Source organism: Pseudomonas sp. L13 (assembly GCF_009935965.1).
Taxonomy (GTDB): Bacteria; Pseudomonadota; Gammaproteobacteria; order Pseudomonadales; family Pseudomonadaceae; genus Aquipseudomonas; species Aquipseudomonas lactis.
Window position 1 is genome coordinate 1 of sequence record NZ_QODJ01000011.1, and the last position, 17,557, is coordinate 17,557.

Sequence of the window (17,557 nt, forward strand, 5' to 3'; positions counted from 1 at the left end):
AAGGCCACGCTCACACCGCTGGACGACGGCGACAGCCGCTTTCGCATGGTGCTCAAGGCCCCGGATGGCCTGGACCTGACCTGGAACTTGCGCACCGAAATGAGCACCGGGCCGCTGGCGTTGCTGGCGCTGCGCAACTTCACCTTGCCGCAGCAGATTTTTCTCGCTGAGGGCACCACGGCTACTGCGCAAAACGGTGGCCTTGAATGAACGATGAGAACCACGCGACTGTGTTCGTCCCATAGGTAGGACGAATAATCATATTCTAACCGTCTAATCGAGCATTGGTTCTGTCTGTAGGATCAACCCCACTTGATCGCCCGGTGGCGATCCTCACTTGGAGATCCCCCATGAAACTCTTGCACATCGATTCCAGCATCCTCGGCGACAACTCGGCCTCCCGTCAGCTCAGCGCGGGTGTGGTCAAGGCATGGCAAGCCGCTCAGCCGGGCGTGGAAGTGACTTACCGTGACCTCGCCAGCGAAGGCATCAACCATTTCTCCGGCGCGACCCTGGGCGCCTTGGGCACTGCCGCTGAACTGCGCGATGCGGCGCAAAAGCACGAGGCTGAACTGAGTGCATCGTCACTGGCTGAATTCCTCGCCGCCGATGCCGTGGTAGTCGGTGCGCCGATGTACAACTTCACCATCCCCACCCAGTTGAAAGCCTGGATCGATCGTATCGCGGTGGCCGGCCAGACCTTCCGTTACTCCGAAGCCGGCCCTGAAGGCCTGTGCGGCAACAAGAAAGTCATTATTGTCTCCACCGCCGGCGGCCTGCATGCCGACCAGGCCTCGGGCGCTGCCCACGAAGGCTATTTGAAGCTGCTGTTCGGTTTCCTCGGCATCACTGACATCGAGATCGTCCGCGCCGAAGGCCTGGCCTACGGTGATGAAGTGCGCAGCAAAGCCATGAGCGACGCCAACGTGCGCATCAACGAGCAACTGTTCGCCGCTGCGTAAGGCTTATGTAAATTTGGCCTGTCCTCGGTTTCATTCTGAAACCGAGCGCCTAAACTCTGTATTCTGGTCGCTTGAACGCGAGTGGAGTACGGAGTTTTTTCGTTGTGGCCCAGGTTATGCAGACATTCATTCGATACCCTGGACTTTTTATTCGACAGGCCGGTTCTTGTGCAGCAAAGGTGGACATCCCCATGATGCGTCTTTGTGCTGTTTTGGTTCTTTCCCTGATTGGCGGCCTGGTTTCAGTGCACGCCGCGCCGGCACCGCACCCCCATTGGAGTGTGGGGTTTCATCGCATGAGTTTTCTCGACCCGCTGGATGCGCAGCCGATGAAAGCCATCGCGTTCTACCCCTCTACCGATGCCGAGCGCACCACCGCGCTGGGCGCCTACCATGTGGCGGCCGGCGAAGATGCCAAGGTGGCGATCGGGCGATTCCCGATGCTGATGCTGTCTCACGGTAATACCGGCACGCCGCTGGCCCTGCATGACCTGGCCACCGCTTTGGCGCGCAAGGGCTTTGTGGTGGTGGCGGTGCTGCATCCCGGGGACAACTACAAGGACCACAGCCGCCTGGGCACGGTAAGTAATTTGTATGGGCGGCCGATCCAGATTTCCCAGGCGATCACCGCCGCCTTGGCCGAGCCGATGCTGTCGCCCTTTGTTGATATCGATCAGATCGGCGTCATCGGTTATTCCGCCGGTGGCGAGACGGCATTGATCCTGGCGGGCGCCAAGCCTGATTTCGAACGTCTGCGTCGCTACTGCCTGGAACGCCCCGAAGACCGCGACGCGTGCACCACCAAGGGCGAGTTGGTGGTCGATCGCGACGATTTGCAACCCCAGGCCGACCCGCGCATCCATGCCTTGATGCTGATGGCGCCGCTGAGCTTGATGTTCGGCCGCCACACCCTGGCGGACGTGCATGTGCCGGTGCTGCTCTACAGTGGCGATGGCGACCAGCTGGTGGCCGTGGACAAAAACGCCGCCGCCCTGGCGCGCAAGTTGCCGCAGCCACCGGATTTCAAACTGTTGGCCGGGGCCGGGCACTTCGTGTTCATGGCGCCGTGTGACAGCGATCAACTGGCGAGCATGCCAGCCATTTGCACGGATGCCGATGGCGTTGATCGCGAAGGCATCCACCGCGATCTGGTCTCCGAAGCCGGGCGCTTTTTCAGCCATACCCTGGGCGAGGCCACCCGTGCCGGCTTGCAGACCGCTGATCAGTAGGCGCGGCGCCTGAGCAGTACGGTCAGGCCGAGCGCGCTGACCGACAGCAACGCCGCGCAGAAGAATATCCAGCCGTAGCCGAGGTTCAACGCCACGGCGCCCATCAACGGCCCGGCAATCGCCAGGGCCAGGTCGAAAAACACCGCATAGGCACTCAGCCCCGCGCCGCGGCTGCTGTCCGGCACTTGCTTGATGGCTTCCACGCCAAGCGCCGGGTAAACCAGCGACAAACCAAAACCGGTCAACCCTGCGCCGATCAAGGCCACGCCGGTAGACGGCGCCAGCCACAACAGCGTCAGGCCGAGGGTTTCGATCAGCATGCAGGCGATGGCGGCGGTGAACCCGCCAAACCGGCTGATCGCAGAAATAAACACCAGGCGCGAGAGAATAAAACACACACCAAATACCGTCAGGCAATACGCTGCGCCGGCCCAGCCACGATTGAGGTAATACAGGGTGATGAAGGTCGTCAGCGTGCCGTAGCCAATCGACGCCAGGCACAGGCTGGCGCCGAATGGCGCGATACGCCCGAACACCGCCCAGAACGGCAGCCGCTCGCCACGCACCACTGGCACCGAGGGTTTATTGCGGATCAGCACCAGGCCCAACGCCGCCAGCACCGCCAGGGCAATACCCAGGCTGGTGTAGCCGTAGTCAGCCACCATCACCACACCCAGTGGCGCACCAATGGCAATGGCGCCATAGGAGGCGATGCCATTCCAGGAAATCGAACGTGCGGTGTGCTCAGCGCCCACGGCGCCCATGCACCAACTGATGGTCCCCACGCCAATCAGGCCCTGGGCCACGCCGAGCAGCAGGCGACCGGCGATCAGAATGCCCAGGCTCAAGCTCGGCAGGCTTTCCAGCAGCGTGGCGATAAAGGTCAGTACACCGCTGATCAGAATACCGGCCAGGCCCAGCACGATCGCGCGTTTGGTACCGACGTTATCCGACATTCGCCCAGCCATCGGGCGGCTGAGCAGCGTGGCGAGGTACTGCGAACCGATGGTCACCCCGGCAATCACGGCGCTGAAGCCCAATTGCTCGTGCACATAGCCTGGAATCACCGCGATCGGCAGGCCGATGCAGATAAAGGCAATGAAGGTGTAGAAGACGATGGAAACGATCTGCAGGGTGATCGACAGGGAGGAGGGGGCGGCAGGCATGACTACTCAATCGCTGGCGGGCGGTGAAGCATCATGGCATATCCCGCATCCCTGTAGGAGCGAGGGACGCCTACAGTAGATCCCTGTGGGAGCGGGCTTGCCCGCGAAGGCGGTGTATCAGTCGGTGAATCTATAGCTGAACCACCGCTATCGCAGGCAAGCCAGCTCCCACATTGGTTATGCATGGTCCACAGAATCAGCGCCCGGCACAGTGCGGATGCAAAAAAGCCCCGTCACAGGGACAGGGCTTTTGCTTGCAGCTAAGTGCTGTTCTTAGAACACCACGCCCTGGCTGCGCAGGTAGTCGTCATAGGTGCCGCTGAAGTCGATCACGCCGCTAGGGCTCAACTCGATAATGCGGGTGGCCAGGGACGATACGAACTCACGGTCGTGGCTGACGAAAATCAGCGTGCCCGGGTAGTTTTCCAGCGCCAGGTTCAGCGCTTCGATGGATTCCATGTCCAAGTGGTTGGTCGGTTCGTCCATGATCAGCACGTTGGGCTTTTGCAGGATCAGCTTGCCGAACAGCATGCGCCCTTGTTCACCACCGGAGATTACTTTGACCGACTTCTGGATCTCGTCGTTGGAGAACAACATACGGCCCAGGGTGCCGCGAATCATTTGTTCGCCTTGGGTCCATTGGCCCATCCAGTCGAACAGGCTCACGTCGTCTTCGAAGTCGTGGGCGTGGTCCTGGGCGTAGTAGCCCAGCTCGGCGGCGTCGGTCCACTTGATGCTACCGGCGTCCGGGGTCAGTTCGTTGACCAGGGTGCGCAGCAGGGTGGTCTTGCCGATACCGTTCGGGCCGATGATCGCCACGCGCTCGCCAGCTTCAACCTGGAAGCTGAAGTCCTTGAACAGCGGCTTGCCGTCGAAGCCCTTGGCCATCTTCTCGACCATGACCGCCTGGCGGTGCAGCTTTTTGTTCTGCTCGAAACGGATGAACGGGCTCACACGGCTCGACGGCTTGACTTCGGCCAGCTGGATCTTGTCGATCGCCTTGGCACGGGAGGTGGCCTGCTTGGCTTTCGAGGCGTTGGCCGAGAAGCGGCTGACGAAGGATTGCAGTTCGGAGATCTGCGCTTTCTTCTTGGCGTTGTCCGACAGCAGTTGCTCGCGGGACTGGGTCGCCACGGTCATGTACTCGTCGTAGTTGCCCGGGAACAGGCGCAGCTCGCCGTAGTCCAGGTCAGCCATGTGGGTGCACACGCTGTTCAGGAAGTGACGGTCGTGAGAGATGATGATCATCAGGCTGGAGCGCTGGGTCAGGATGTTTTCCAGCCAGCGGATGGTATTGATGTCCAAGTGGTTGGTCGGTTCGTCGAGCAACAGCACTTCCGGGTCGGAGAACAGCGCCTGGGCCAGCAATACGCGCAGTTTCCAGCCTGGGGACACTTCGCTCATCGGGCCGAAATGCTGTTCCAGGGGAATGCCCAGGCCCAGCAGCAGCTCACCGGCGCGGGATTCGGCGGTGTAGCCGTCCATCTCGGCGAACTCGGTTTCCAGCTCGGCCACGGCCATGCCGTCTTCTTCGCTCATTTCCGGCAGCGAGTAGATGCGGTCGCGCTCGGCCTTGACCTTCCACAGCTCCTCGTGGCCCATGATCACGGTGTCGAGCACGGTGAATTCTTCGTAGGCGAACTGGTCCTGGCGCAGTTTACCCAGGCGTACATTCGGCTCGAGCATGACCTGGCCGCCGGACGGGTCGAGGTCGCCACCGAGGATTTTCATGAAGGTCGACTTGCCGCAACCGTTGGCACCGATCAAACCATAGCGGTTGCCGGCGCCGAACTTGACCGAGACGTTCTCGAAGAGCGGCTTGGCGCCGAACTGCATGGTGATGTTAGCTGTGGAGATCAATTACTTTACCTATCAATAGCTTAGGGTGCGCTTGTTTGAGCTGGGACCAATTTGGGACCAATCTGGAGCTTTTGCATTTCGCTCCAATCCGAGCTTGAGTTGATCCGACGCGCATAAGTCGAGAGCAGCATCTGCACACTATGGCCGAGCTGCTGGGAGATGAAGGCGGGGTTCATGCCAGACATAACGCATATTGTCGCACAGGTGTGACGACAGTTGTACGGTGGACGACGACGGATGTTCAGCGCCTCCAGAGTCACGACTTTTGGAGAGCCGGTGACCAGCGCGGCAACCATTGCACTGTAAGTAAAGGTGCCACCCTCAGCCACCGTTTCGGAAACGGTCAGCTTCATGATGATTGTGTCGAGGGTATCGGTAACGTTGGTCACTGCCGGAACAGTGCTGGCATCAGGGCTTTTTTTGCGCAGCTGTTGCGTAACGCGGTAGCCAGACAGCACACTATGTCGAGGAAGTGTGTGAGATTTCAGGGAGAGATAGGTGCCACGGTTCAGTTTTTCGACGGTCGTTGTTTTTGATTGGGATGGGACTATTTTCGATACGGATTTTCTCATCGATCTGGCGATAGAAACCGTGCTTGCACGACACGATCCGGAAGAGCTTCAGCGGCTGATGCCTGTTTTCTACACAAGTCATCGTCATACCTCCCCACTGAAGTCACTACGCTTGCAGCCTCACGGGCGGGAAGCCATCATCAAGGAAATAGCCGCGCAATTACATGCTCTAGAGCGCCGTGCTTGTGCTTTTGAAGGGGGGCGTGAACTAGTTCAGCATCTAAAAGAGCTTGGTGTACCTCTTGCTATTCTGACTCGACGAGATCGAGTCTCGCTTTGCGCTCAGTTGAAGCGTGCCGGATTGCACGATGTTTTTGATGTATTGCTCTGTCGTGGTGAAGTGGCTTCCAAGCCTGACCCGGCAGGCCTTCTGCTGATTCGGCGAACGCTGGCTGTAGCTCACGTCGTGATGGTAGGCAACTCTATGGATGACCTCCTGTGTGCGCAAAGATCAGGAGCAGAGTTTGTTGCGGTCAATCTGTGTAAGCGAGTGAGGGAACCTCAGATCGACGAACAATCCAGCTGTGTTCTGTCGGACTATGATGCAGTAAGACGCGCGGTACTGGAACGACTGCATTAATATGGGCTACAACCGTTTTGCCAGGACTGTTGCTCATTTTTTAGGCGATTTTAGATAAAAAGAACTCGTTGGTTTAGAAAAATTGAGCTTTTACACTCTTTTCTGACATAGCAATTAAATCTTACACACCTTATACTGCGCCGCCCGAATACGCATCCCCCGGGGTGTAGAAAACCGCCAATGAATATTTTCGAAAACTTCTGAGTAGGCTCGACAAGCGCCGATATTCGGGAGTGGCTGGGCGCGGCATGTTTCGTGTTTGCAGCAAATTTTTCAGCAACTCATTTAGACCCAGAGTTTACCTTTCCCGAAAGGCAGTGCTTGCGGGGAAGATGTGCGTTGATTGCATCAACGTTACCCATCTAGTGCTAATGCATGTGCTGGCGCAAGGAAGCGTTAAGGGAGAGTCAGCGGCTCAACGGCAGGCTGTTTCTCTCTCGTAAATGTTCGGTTTACAGGGAGTTCGGCCATGGAAGTGAAGTGTGCATACAGCGTAGTCAGTCGCGGAACCGAGCGACGCCGTACACGCCTGCACGGTGGTGCCGACGGGCGCTTCGGTTACATCAATATCGCTCATTCTGCGGATCAATACTGGATACGCCCCCTGGCTCACGGGGTAGCCGGCTCCCTTGAAGGCGCGTTGTGTTGCAAGTTTTCGGCGCTGGCAACAGTGGCCATCGCTCGCATTCAACTGGTAGCTGCCTCCGCTCTCCATTCCAGCCTGGGCGCCCTTGGCCTGCACGAACCAGTTCTTGTGATAGGGACAGGTGCGATAGCGTTAGGTGCGGTACTTGAGCTCAAGCGGCTTGGCTGCCCCAATGTTGTTATCCACGCTCCTCTATTAAAGACTGAAATGCCGACGCTAGGCATTGAAGGTGTATCGGTCATTCAAAGTCTTGCGCAAGATTTGAAGTTTGGCTTGGTCATCGATGCCGTATCCACCTCCGAAAGCATTGCGCTTGCGCTGGCCCACAGCAAGACAAAAGGAGTCATCGGTCTTTTAGGCAGTCCGGACGGTTTTGCCTCGATAGACCTCTACAAAGTACATCGGAACAACCTGAACTTGATTGGCCTTCATGAACTCAATGAAAGTGACGAACAACGGCAGGTGCTACTTGAAGAAGTGCATTGTTGGCTTGAGAGCAAACATGCGTCTTTCGCCGAGTCGGTTTGCCGGATACACCCGGCGAAAGACTTCAATTCAATATATCCAGCCCTATTGGCGCAGACGCAACCCTTCTTGATTCACTGCTTTGACTGGAGCGAAGCATAATGATCGGCAGGGACGCCGGGATTACACAAAACCTGACGCTTGTGATTCGCGACGATGATATCTGTCACGCCACTCCCATCTGGGCGATGGCGTTTCTCCGCGAGCAGGTCTGGGCGGCACGCCCAATCAACTTTTCAGTGATTCCCTATACTCGACCTGACTACTTTCTGAAATCAGCCTCAGCGTTCTGTACAGATGAAGCTGACTTTGTTTGGAATAATCAACCGCTCAGCGCCTATCTCGAAAGCGTGCATCGCGATGGTCTGCTTGGACTGGCCATGCATGGCTGGACGCATCAGTCTCAAGTCGGAAGGCTCGATACCCGAGAGTTCAGCACGCTGAATGTGCCGTTGCTGGAAACCGTGGTGTCCGGTTTTGACTGGTTCGACTCTGTGGTTGGTTACAGAATGTTCGTGCCTCCGCACAATGACATTCATTGCGCTGCGGAGGCGTACCTGCACGCACACAATATAAGTATTTGCAGGTCCATTCGCGATGACGAGGTAACGCGTCTTGCTGATAAAAGAGGTGCAACCGTAAATCGCTCCGAGGCAAAACGTATATTAGGTATCCAGCCGCACGGCTGGCCATTCACGCTGTTTCAGTCGTTGATTTTTAACAAGCAAAAACTTCGCTCGGACCAAGCTGACCCCGTTGAGCTCAGCCGTTGCGTGCTGGCAGTTTCCGGGCTGCACGGGCTGGGTGTACTGACTTTTCATTGGTGGGATTTTTTCTTCGCCGATGGAAAGCCGGACTTCGAATTCATTCAATTTGTACAGCGTTTTTTCTGCGCTATCGAAGATTGCGTAGCGGTTACCTATGCCCATTATGGCGATCTTATTGATCAACTCCCCGCGCATCCGTCCACGGAATAGTCTATGAATCTAGATCAGATCCCATTTAACTTTTCGCTCATTGCAGACGAGTTTTCGCCGAGCATCGAGGGGCAGGTTGCAGCCGCGAAACGCATTGGAGCGCGGGCTATTGATTTGAGAAGTATTGGTGTAAGGAATGTAGCAGAGCTATCCGTTCAGGAACTGGATGATGCGGTAGGCCAGATTCATGATGCCGGTCTGGTGGTTGCCGGTCTGGCAAGTTCGCTCGGAAAACACTTCGGCGAATCACAAGCGATGACCAGTGACCTTTTGCGTCTGCATGAAGTCGCTGAACGTCATCGTATTCCAACCATACGGATATTTGGGCGGCTTTGCGCGCCGTCCGGTTCGCCAGGCAATCGGCAGGCCCTGGATTGGCTTGAGCCCCTTCGTACATCCATTGATCGTTCGTCCGTGGGCCTGGTGATCGAGCCGGAAATCGGCACTGGAATTCCTTATGCCATGGAGGGGCTTGCACGGGTGCGGGAGTTTGAGAGCGAGCATTTAAAGTTGGTATGGGATTCGGGGAACTTCGTAAAACAAGGCTGTTGCGCGCCGGTATCGGAGTTCTATGACGCACTCAAAGTTGCGATTGGGCATGTTCACATTAAAGACTTCGACACCGAACGGCAGCGTCCTTGTCCGGCGGGAGAGGGGGCGGGGCAGATTGCGCAACTTCTGCATCGACTGTGGGTGGATCGCTATAGCGGGTGGGTTGCGCTTGAGCCGCAGCTGGTTCGAGATACTCGTCGTTTCCCGAGCAGCGATTGCGCGCTTGAGGCGGCAGCAATGGGTGTTGTGCATTGCTGGACAACAGCACAGATGTTACAGGAGGCCTCATGATTCGACTTGAGTCCTGTGATCGTTCCTTGTACCTCATTTCCGAACTGCCCACGCTATTCGATATGCTCGAGCGAATCCTCAGCCCTGGTATTGCAGTAACCCGGTGCTATGAGCATCCAATGGACGCCCGGACAATCACCGTTGGCAGCGACCCACAATTGAAGGATTGGACTGCATGCGGCGATATGCCGGCTTATGTGATCGATAAGGGCAAGATCGAGTTTTCGCTGGAAGACATACAGCAGAACAGTGCGGTGTTTATCAAGCACGCCGACGAAGGTGCAGATCCAGTCAGGTTAAGCGCTTCAGACGACAAACACTGGCGGGTCGATATTGCAAGTGCCGAGATCGGGAATCTCAGGGGGCTCACCCGACTTGTTCGTTATGTTTTCGGCTGCTTCCTTTTCCGTAGCGGCGTTCGTTTTCTTCATGCGGCTTCCGTAGCGGTTGACGGGCGCGCGTACGTTTTTGCCGGTGATTCTGGAAGCGGCAAGTCATCCCTTATGTTCAAGTGTTGCGCCGAGCTGGGTGGCGAATTCATCTCCGATGACCTCATTGGCCTATGGGTGAGTCCAGACGGCAAGGTAATGGTTTCCGGTTGGCCTAAACGCGTCGCCGTTGGTACCAATCTGATTGAACCGGGATCGCTACTTGAAAAACGCATGATTCAAAGTCGTGCAGTTGAATCGCGTCACTATCAGGACGACGCTCCTACATCGTCCTGGTCGGCGTCCGAACGTAGTCGACTTCGGTTCGATTCGGCTCAGTTTCTGAACGCTTTCGGGTTCTGTGGTGTTCGTTCCGCCCCACTTGGGGCGGTTTTACTGCCGCATGCAGACTCGTCGATGTTGGGGTGGCATGCCCGCAGGTTGCCAGCCTTTGCTTCACGGCAATCCTTGAGAAATAGCGATAGTGCACAGATTCGCTATGTCACTGATGCGCTAGGGCTGTTCAAGGGAGCCAAGCTTGAGTTGATGAACCTTCCAGATGGGATCGACGTGCCCGCTGTTGAAGCCCATTACGGGCCACAAATCAACAGTCGGTTCATTGAGTTCTGGAGCGACGTGAACACCCGGATAGCCAGCACCTGACCGACTTGCGAGTAATGAAACATGTGGAACGTCATTTCCAATTATCCGCATCACCGAAGCCCATATTTTTCGGCGCTGGATCGTGCGTTTGCAGTTGAAAATATCGAGAGCCGACATTTCCCTGAACTGAAGTCGGCCCTGGACTCAAATGGCGTTATCAGTTTGCATCGGCTGCAGCGTCTCTACCGTGATGAAAATGGTCCGAATCCCGCGCTGCTGAATAACAGCCTGCAGTTGCTGTCCCTTGCCAGGCAGCGGGGACTCAAACTTGCCTGGACTGTCCATAATCTTCTGCCTATTTATGGCGAAGAACCGACGAGTCTGGATCGTCAATGCATGCAACATGTCCTTGATCTGTCCGACATGGTGATCTGTCATACGCACGCCGACGCTGACAGCATCCGGCAACTTGCACCGCGGGCCAACGTGTCAGTAAGCGGCTCTGCTGGCCTCTGGATGGAAGAAACCGAGCACGACACCAGTCTGGAACCGTTGCTTTGTGCCATGGACGATTGCGAGCAGGCGTTTCTCGCGTTCGGACACATCACTGCCTATAAAGACCTCCTGCGGGTAGGGCGAGCCTTTCTGCAATGTACTAATAACGCGACTCTTTTTATCGTAGGAGAAGCTCGCGACAGCAGTCTTTTGGGTAGCCTGCGAGACCTCCAGGCCGCGAGCGGTGGAAGACTCATGCTATGGCCATTGCGCGTCGATCCTTCAGAGGCCCATCGGCTATATCGACGTGCAGCTGTTGCAGTTTGCAGTTACCTGACCACGGGTCGCTATGCCTATTTTCGTGATGTTCTTCATCCCTCATCGATTTCGACGGCGAGGGGCTTCAATGTCCCGGTAATAACACCAGATCTTCCCGCCACTCGAGAGTTGGCTGTCGGCGTCGCAGCCGTTTTCTATGCAAGTGATGTTGAGAGTTCTGTCGATCTCGGCGCTGCCCTTCGTCTAGCGGAAACACGCTTCAGAGAACCATCTTATTCATCAGGAACGGCACGCGATGAATGGATTCAAATCGCACGGTTTTATAAAGAAATTGAGCCACTATTATGACAATTGACAAGACAGCAGATGTTCAAGATTCGAACCCGGAACTGATCAAAGAAGGCCAGCGGGTCCTTGGCCTGATTCGTCAGCACTATGCTATTGAAGCGCTGTGTATCAAGCGGATTTATGCCGGTCTTGGATCAAGAAATTGGGCGATTGAAACGGCTGGTGAATCTTTTTTTGTAAAGGAATTCTTGTCTGTCGAAGACACCGAACGAGGAAAAATTTCAATCGAAGTGACGACTCATTGCATCGAAAATGGGATTATTTCACCCGCGATTAAAACCAATATTGACGATGAGAAAGTGACGGAGCTGGAAGAGGGCGGGCTCGCGGTCTTTAGCTTCATTCGCGCAAATGAACAAGTCGACAAGTTCTCTGAAGACCTTATGGGCGCAGAGGGCCTCAATCTCGCCGACACACATTTGGCTTTATCGAGCTTTCCGCGCCCCGGCGAAGATGAAACCGGCGAGTGGCTTGAGACAAGCGTCGCTGAAATTATAGAGACCGTTGAAGACCTCCTGGGTGAAATTCGCCAGCTCGAGAAAAGATCCGAGTTTGATGACATCAGTTACGACCTGCTCGAGGATCGCAAAGCCCAACTGCAACAGTATTCGGTTCTGATTGAGCCAATCAAAAGCCTCTCGAAAGGTGTTATTCACGGGGATTACGGGCAAAAGAACATCATTGTCGACGAGGCGGGTCAATTGTGGGTCATCGACTTTGGCGATGCCGGCGTATTTTTCCCCTCTTACGAATTGGGGCGTGCCGCTTTTCCACCCGAAAACTTTGATCATGACGACTGGCTGGCGCGCGGCCTGGCAATGATTAAAAGCTACGCTTCCCGTGGTTTTCTGCAGCGTAACGATTTGATTTTCTGCGCGAGAGCGTGGTTGGTTCAACTTCTGCAAAGTGTATATGGCGTCAAGCAACACTATCTAAAACCACATGAGTTGCAGCACGACCTTGACCTGTTCTGGTTAAGGAGAGGGAAAGCAACTGCGGCGTTATTCAAGTCGCTTGAGGAAGTCGAAGCGTCCATTGCGCGAATCGTATGATTTTGAGTTTCTCCGGCGGCCGCATCGAAGTTACGGGCATTAGATCAGCCGCAGAACAGCGTCATGCGTTGGCGGCAGCCGAACGCGTATTGCCATTTCAACAAAAAGAATCAGGCAGTCATGCCATTTGGCGAATTGAGTTATGCGTCAGCAATCGTTCGCACATTGAGGATTTTCCAGGTCAGCGCAGGACTGTAATCCAAAGCTGTTTTGAACTGACCGAGCATGAGTGGCGACGCTTGTTGCGAGCTACCTGTCAACGAGTCCTGATCGTGTGCGGGTTGTTTGGTTTACACGCGGTAGTCGCCAGTCTTGACGACAAGCTGGTTGCCATCACTGGAACATACGGTACGGGAAAAACGTCGGTTGGCGAGGTGCTTTTTGCTCAAGGTGCGAGACTTCTGTCCAGTGATTACACGGTGATCGGATGGCAAGGAGCAGAAGCGAAGGCGATGGTTATAGGGGGCACACGCCCAACGTTATCGAGAGCTCAGGCTGAGGGAGCTGATACCAGCGCTTCAGGTCGCTACCTGACTGGCATGACTTCATTGATCGATGCTTCTGAAGTGCTGACGGCGATTGTCTATCTGGAATCCAATCAGCGAGGCAAGCACTTTGCGCACGAGGAGCATCCAGAGGTCAGCCGACGAACCCTCACCGATCTGTATTTGAACGCCTCGACCGGCTTTGACCAAGTGTTGGAAAGATTTCATTTTCCTCTTTCCATTCTGAATTCGTCGGCGGACCAAATGGCCAGGTTCACATTGGTTGAGAGGCTGGTCGCTCAAGTGCAAGTAACGAGAGCGCGCGGTAACAGTCAATTTTTAGCAGATCTGATATCAGGAGTCGCAAATGCTTCCAAGCTCTGTCCGCAAGCGTGATATCGAGACCATCGAGCACACTGTAAAAGATGCCCTCACTTTAGTCCCGGCCAGCCACAGCCTTTGTGTGCTGCTCATTGGTTCTTGGAGTCAGGGGCTTGGCACGCCGACATCCGACATCGATCTGGTGGTGATATCCGAGGTGCGTCTGTCTGGCGATTGGTGGCAGAATTTTCAACGCCAAATCGCGCTATCCCTCGGCTGGACGCAAGTCGAAAACATTACACGTGATGAGTTCAAGCGCCTCATTGGGAAAACGCAGATTCCTGTCTACAGTCCGCTATCATCACGCACCCTCGAACTGGCTTACAAATACGCAAATTGCCTCGTCTTGCATGGGCATGACGACTTCGTCGAACTCAAGTCAGATTTCTCGCTAAGCGAATTCTCTGTGAAAATGGCGGACTACTACATTTCCAAATCCATGAATATCTATCAGGACATTCTTGGTGCGCGCTTGACGGAAGACTACCGGAGCGCGGTGATTGCTGTTCGCGAGTTAGTCGGGTTAGGTGTCGATGCTGTTTTAGCTCTTGAAGGGGATGCCTATCCGAAAGCGAAATGGCGCGTGAAAAGAGCCAGACGCCTGCCACTGGAGCAAGCATTACTTGATTCAATCGACCGTTTCTTGATTGGCGGCCCGTCGGGCGATTACTTGGCGCAATGGCAGTGGGTAGAGGCTGCTCTGATGTTTTTCCGCCAACTGCACTTTTATGTAGCTTTCCCCGGCGCGGCCAAGGCTATTGCATTTCCGACGTTGAGCGCGCCCTGCCAGGGAAATCCATGGGCATTTGCGTTGAGGGCGAATGAGAAGTGGCGGATAACTCGCGATGACCGAATTTATGAGGCGTCGCAGCAAAGTGTGCTCGTGTGGTTTGTGCTGGCAATGGGCGTGTCCTGCGAACAATTGAGCCTCTTGTTTGAGGTCGGAAGTGGACCCTTCAGCGAAGAGTGCGGTTCGACGCTGGAACAGCATCAGCAATTTCTCAAGGCGCTGGGCGCACTATAAAACCTAAAAATAAGGAGCTGAATGTGGAAGGACGCGGACTCAATTTCGCCTTGGTCGGCTGTGGACGGATATCCAGAAAATATGCGGAGGCATTCACTTCCAATAAACTGCCTGGAAGCCGATTGATTGCGGTATGTGACGTAAAGTACGAACGAGCGAAAGCGCTCGGTTTGCGCCTGGAGATTCCTTACTATCGCTGCCAGCACGAAATGCTGCAGTCGCATCCCGAAATCGATGTAGTTAACATCCTTTCTGAAAGTGGGTTGCATGCCGAGCACTGTCTGGACTTGGTCAAGTATAAGAAGCACATGGTGGTAGAAAAGCCCATGGCGCTGACCATGCAGGATGCCGATGCCATGATTCAAGCCTGCGCGAACGCGAACATCAGACTCTTTGTTGTCAAGCAAAACCGATACAACAGGCCGGTAAAATTGCTGATGCGCGCTCTGGAAGAGGGACGATTCGGCCGGGTTTTCATGGTCACTGCTCGCGTAAGGTGGGCACGGCATAATGAATATTACGAACAGGATCAATGGCGTGGCACCTACAAATACGATGGTGGTGTATTCGCTAACCAGGCATGCCATTACATCGACCTGATCCAATCGATCATGGGCGTTCCCGATTATGTCTTTGCGAGAGGTACTCGAGTAGGCGCGCCGATCGAAGCAGAAGACCTTGGTGTGGCCGTATTTACGAACGGACCTGTGATTGGAGTGCTGGAAGCTACAACCGCTACAAGGCCAGGCGACCTTGAAGGTTCGCTTTCCGTCCTGGGAGAATTTGGCTCTGTGGAACTGTCCGGTGTCGCACTTAACGAAGTGAGGACCTGGAAGTTTCAATCAGCGACTCCCTACGATCAACAGGTTCTGACAAGTTCCTGTGAACTCACTGACTCGGTATACGGTTTTGGTCACACGGCTTATTTGGCCGATGTGGTGCGTGCTCTTAGAACCGGTGAGAAGGGGGCTGTTGACGGCGTGGAAGGACGCAAGACGGTAGACATTCTTTCTGCTATCTATGAATCCATGGCCACCGGGAAAGAGGTTTCCGTAGATGGAAATTACAAAAATAGCCTGCTTGGCCGCGAATCGGACTTCGGCGTGCCGCGTTTTTCTCCGGGCGGCGGGGAGTTGCAGAAGCCCCTTTTCGTTACACCGCACTCCTTGGTGGGCTAAAACAACAAAATATTGAATAGATGTACACTATATGTGTAATGCACTGTTGCAGTTACAGCGAAAATTCAATAGCATTCCACGTGGCGGTAAAACAATAAATCTGACAACCATTTCGACAGCGCGGCGCGGGCTACAGCGGTCTCTCTGTCGTAAAAAAGTGCCCGTCGCACTAGCGAAAAGGATGGCTAGGTTTCCGCTGGTAAAACTATAAGATATCGAGTTTTACCTATCGAAAATAAAGGAAAGGAGAACCTGTTTATGTCTAACACCCAACACCTGGCCTCTAAGCTCATGATCGAGCCCGCCGGCAACCAACTCAATCTAGAACGTCTGAACAGCAACCATGCTACCTATGGTGATGTTGTTGACGCTTTTGCGCGAGAACTGACTTCGGAGGAGATCCTGCTTATTTCGGGGGCCGCCAAAGCCGGTGGTTCCTACTGCGGCACTGCTTATAGCTGACGGTTAGTTTAAGGCTGGCTGCCAGTAATTCTGGCAGTCGGTTTTTAGTCGGAATACCCATAAAAGCGATGTTCGCAGTATTTTCATGCGGCCTATTTTCGCTTGGGCTGAGTTTGTAATAAAACTATCATTGACTCGCCGACATCAGGGGGTTGGGGAAGACTAATTTCGGATTCGCCGAAATGGGAATAGGCTTCTTGCGGCTCAATAAAATTAGAAAAATACTCAGTTAGCCGTGAAAAATGACAATCGATTTCAAGATTAGCGCTGAAAGCTTCAAGAAAGAATATCAGGAGCGTTTGCCGTTTGTTATAAAGAAAGCGGTAGATACCTACAATGTGCAGTGGTCTGATATCAATGACATCATTTCCAGGTGTGATCCACAGTCGGAAAATTTTCGTGTTTCTTTCCCTCATGGAAATATGGCGAAGGATAAGTATGTCCACACCTATTTTCATGTCGGTGATGTACGAAGAAAGCTGAACAAGCCTGCGCTCTATGATTTTCTTCGTCAAGGCGGCACGGTTGTAGCTAATAATATCTACGATGAGCCGGCTTTTAACGATTATGCCAAAGACATTGCTCAATTTACGGGTAGACAGACAGTCACCTCTGCTTACATCGCGTTTGGTGAAACTGACGCCTACCGCGAGCACTGGGACTCACGAGATGTTTTTGCGGTACAGTTGAAGGGGCGAAAGCGCTGGGTTATTTACGAGCCCACGTTTGACGCGCCACTCTATATGCATCAGAGCAAATATCTGGAGCATAAGCACCCGTGCCCAGAAAAGCCTTATCTTGATTTCATTCTTGAAGAGGGCGATATTCTTTATATCCCTCGTGGCTGGTGGCATAACGTCACCCCCTTGGGCGAGCCAACGGTTCATCTGGCGATAGGTACCTTTCCTGCCTTCGGTGTCGATTATGTGCGATGGGTATTTCGTCAACTCCCAGATTGCGTTCATGCTCGAATCGCCTTGGAAAGTCATGAGCAGGATCATCAAACGATCCGTGCATTGAGCGAACACATCGGGCAACTCATGAACGATCCGGCTTGCTACCAGCGGTTCATGGAAGAACATGTCGGCGAACAGGTTCTCGAAACACGCTTAAGTCTGGAGACGCTAGGCGATTTGAGTATCAAGACCCTTGCTGGTCATACAGGCATCCGCTATAACATATTGCGCTCTGATCTTGCTCAGGACTATGTCATCAATCACAATGGAAAGTTTTCTTTCAAAGATGAGCTCCAGAGCTTAAAGATCTTCCTCACTAAGCATCCGACGACAACCGTTGCTGAAATTGAAATAGGCTTTCCAGATTTTCCCAAAGCACAACTTTCAGAATTGCTTTACCTCTTGGCAACGCATGGCGTTATAGAGCTTCTTTAATACGCCCGATTTATTTACGGACGGGTGTTTTTATCCGTCCTTTCCTGCCATGCGTCCAAGGTTCTGCGGAT

At 54.3% G+C, this 17,557-nt stretch carries 16 protein-coding genes and 2 pseudogenes; 15 read left to right on the forward strand and 3 right to left on the reverse strand.

The features are described from left to right. From DK871_RS08645 to DK871_RS08655, 3 genes and pseudogenes are all read left to right on the forward strand, one after another. Window positions 1–210: pseudogene (locus DK871_RS08645) on the forward strand (hypothetical protein); the annotation flags it as partial. Window positions 211–350: 140 nt separating this feature from the next. Beyond that, entirely contained in the window at window positions 351–962 is a 612-nt protein-coding gene (locus DK871_RS08650) for an FMN-dependent NADH-azoreductase (protein ID WP_034127345.1), read from the forward strand. A 191-nt stretch (window positions 963–1,153) separates the two neighbouring features. Beyond that, window positions 1,154–2,191 (forward strand): dienelactone hydrolase, encoded by a 1,038-nt coding sequence (locus DK871_RS08655; RefSeq protein ID WP_161904698.1) that lies wholly within the window; start codon window positions 1,154–1,156, stop codon window positions 2,189–2,191. On the opposite strand, the gene DK871_RS08660 is transcribed toward DK871_RS08655, so the two are convergent. The 3 genes and pseudogenes from DK871_RS08660 to DK871_RS08670 all read right to left on the reverse strand — a co-directional run. Then, window positions 2,185–3,357, reverse strand: a complete 1,173-nt coding sequence (locus tag DK871_RS08660) for an MFS transporter (RefSeq protein ID WP_161904699.1) — start codon at window positions 3,355–3,357, stop codon at window positions 2,185–2,187. The genes DK871_RS08655 and DK871_RS08660 overlap by 7 nt on opposite strands. Window positions 3,358–3,630: 273 nt before the next feature. Continuing rightward, window positions 3,631–5,217 carry an ABC-F family ATPase gene (locus DK871_RS08665; protein WP_003191057.1) on the reverse strand — a complete coding sequence of 529 codons (1,587 nt, stop codon included), beginning with the start codon at window positions 5,215–5,217 and terminating at the stop codon, window positions 3,631–3,633. Between the two features lie 20 nt (window positions 5,218–5,237). Then, window positions 5,238–5,480 (reverse strand): annotated as a pseudogene (locus tag DK871_RS08670) (hypothetical protein); the annotation flags it as partial. Between the two features lie 235 nt (window positions 5,481–5,715). Here DK871_RS08670 and DK871_RS08675 point away from each other — a divergent pair. The 12 genes from DK871_RS08675 to DK871_RS08730 all read left to right on the forward strand — a co-directional run bounded on the left by DK871_RS08675 (window position 5,716) and on the right by DK871_RS08730 (window position 17,486). Next, window positions 5,716–6,369, forward strand: coding sequence for an HAD family hydrolase (locus DK871_RS08675; RefSeq protein WP_161904700.1), 654 nt, complete (start codon window positions 5,716–5,718; stop codon window positions 6,367–6,369). A 469-nt stretch (window positions 6,370–6,838) separates the two neighbouring features. Then, on the forward strand, window positions 6,839–7,642 hold the full coding sequence (locus tag DK871_RS08680; protein ID WP_161904701.1) for a hypothetical protein: 804 nt from the start codon (window positions 6,839–6,841) through the stop codon (window positions 7,640–7,642). Beyond that, the gene (locus tag DK871_RS08685) at window positions 7,642–8,517 is read left to right on the forward strand and encodes a hypothetical protein (RefSeq protein WP_161904702.1); all 876 of its coding nucleotides are present in this window, start codon (window positions 7,642–7,644) and stop codon (window positions 8,515–8,517) included. Before DK871_RS08680 ends, DK871_RS08685 begins: the two co-directional genes overlap by 1 nt. A gap of 3 nt (window positions 8,518–8,520) precedes the next feature. Next, window positions 8,521–9,360, forward strand: coding sequence for a sugar phosphate isomerase/epimerase (locus tag DK871_RS08690; RefSeq protein ID WP_161904703.1), 840 nt, complete (start codon window positions 8,521–8,523; stop codon window positions 9,358–9,360). Continuing rightward, complete coding sequence (locus DK871_RS08695) at window positions 9,357–10,451, forward strand: hypothetical protein (RefSeq protein ID WP_161904704.1); 1,095 nt, start codon at window positions 9,357–9,359, stop codon at window positions 10,449–10,451. Before DK871_RS08690 ends, DK871_RS08695 begins: the two co-directional genes overlap by 4 nt. Window positions 10,452–10,472: 21 nt before the next feature. Then, complete coding sequence (locus tag DK871_RS08700; protein ID WP_161904705.1) at window positions 10,473–11,513, forward strand: glycosyltransferase family 4 protein; 1,041 nt, start codon at window positions 10,473–10,475, stop codon at window positions 11,511–11,513. Continuing rightward, window positions 11,510–12,565 (forward strand): phosphotransferase enzyme family protein, encoded by a 1,056-nt coding sequence (locus tag DK871_RS08705; protein ID WP_161904706.1) that lies wholly within the window; start codon window positions 11,510–11,512, stop codon window positions 12,563–12,565. The genes DK871_RS08700 and DK871_RS08705 overlap by 4 nt, the downstream gene beginning before the upstream one ends. Next, window positions 12,562–13,446 (forward strand): hypothetical protein, encoded by an 885-nt coding sequence (locus tag DK871_RS08710; protein ID WP_161904707.1) that lies wholly within the window; start codon window positions 12,562–12,564, stop codon window positions 13,444–13,446. The genes DK871_RS08705 and DK871_RS08710 overlap by 4 nt, the downstream gene beginning before the upstream one ends. Continuing rightward, on the forward strand, window positions 13,418–14,455 hold the full coding sequence (locus DK871_RS08715) for a hypothetical protein (protein WP_161904708.1): 1,038 nt from the start codon (window positions 13,418–13,420) through the stop codon (window positions 14,453–14,455). The genes DK871_RS08710 and DK871_RS08715 overlap by 29 nt, the downstream gene beginning before the upstream one ends. A 23-nt stretch (window positions 14,456–14,478) precedes the next feature. Beyond that, complete coding sequence (locus tag DK871_RS08720) at window positions 14,479–15,633, forward strand: Gfo/Idh/MocA family protein (RefSeq protein ID WP_161904709.1); 1,155 nt, start codon at window positions 14,479–14,481, stop codon at window positions 15,631–15,633. Between the two features lie 258 nt (window positions 15,634–15,891). Then, window positions 15,892–16,095: a hypothetical protein gene (locus DK871_RS08725; protein WP_161904710.1), complete on the forward strand. Its 204-nt coding sequence runs from the start codon at window positions 15,892–15,894 to the stop codon at window positions 16,093–16,095. A 242-nt stretch (window positions 16,096–16,337) separates the two neighbouring features. Then, window positions 16,338–17,486: a JmjC domain-containing protein gene (locus DK871_RS08730; RefSeq protein WP_161904711.1), complete on the forward strand. Its 1,149-nt coding sequence runs from the start codon at window positions 16,338–16,340 to the stop codon at window positions 17,484–17,486. Window positions 17,487–17,557 lie beyond the last annotated feature (71 nt).

Excerpts from the sequence above, each read along its gene's own strand:
- DK871_RS08650 (WP_034127345.1), top strand. The coding sequence starts at position 351 with ATGAAACTCTTGCACATCGATTCCAGCATCCTCGGCGACAACTCGGCC.
- DK871_RS08655 (WP_161904698.1), top strand. The coding sequence starts at position 1,154 with ATGATGCGTCTTTGTGCTGTTTTGGTTCTTTCCCTGATTGGCGGCCTG.
- DK871_RS08660 (WP_161904699.1), bottom strand. The coding sequence starts at position 3,357 with ATGCCTGCCGCCCCCTCCTCCCTGTCGATCACCCTGCAGATCGTTTCC.
- DK871_RS08680 (WP_161904701.1), top strand. The coding sequence starts at position 6,839 with ATGGAAGTGAAGTGTGCATACAGCGTAGTCAGTCGCGGAACCGAGCGA.
- DK871_RS08685 (WP_161904702.1), top strand. The coding sequence starts at position 7,642 with ATGATCGGCAGGGACGCCGGGATTACACAAAACCTGACGCTTGTGATT.
- DK871_RS08690 (WP_161904703.1), top strand. The coding sequence starts at position 8,521 with ATGAATCTAGATCAGATCCCATTTAACTTTTCGCTCATTGCAGACGAG.
- DK871_RS08695 (WP_161904704.1), top strand. The coding sequence starts at position 9,357 with ATGATTCGACTTGAGTCCTGTGATCGTTCCTTGTACCTCATTTCCGAA.
- DK871_RS08700 (WP_161904705.1), top strand. The coding sequence starts at position 10,473 with ATGTGGAACGTCATTTCCAATTATCCGCATCACCGAAGCCCATATTTT.
- DK871_RS08705 (WP_161904706.1), top strand. The coding sequence starts at position 11,510 with ATGACAATTGACAAGACAGCAGATGTTCAAGATTCGAACCCGGAACTG.
- DK871_RS08710 (WP_161904707.1), top strand. The coding sequence starts at position 12,562 with ATGATTTTGAGTTTCTCCGGCGGCCGCATCGAAGTTACGGGCATTAGA.
- DK871_RS08715 (WP_161904708.1), top strand. The coding sequence starts at position 13,418 with ATGCTTCCAAGCTCTGTCCGCAAGCGTGATATCGAGACCATCGAGCAC.
- DK871_RS08725 (WP_161904710.1), top strand. The coding sequence starts at position 15,892 with ATGTCTAACACCCAACACCTGGCCTCTAAGCTCATGATCGAGCCCGCC.
- DK871_RS08730 (WP_161904711.1), top strand. The coding sequence starts at position 16,338 with ATGACAATCGATTTCAAGATTAGCGCTGAAAGCTTCAAGAAAGAATAT.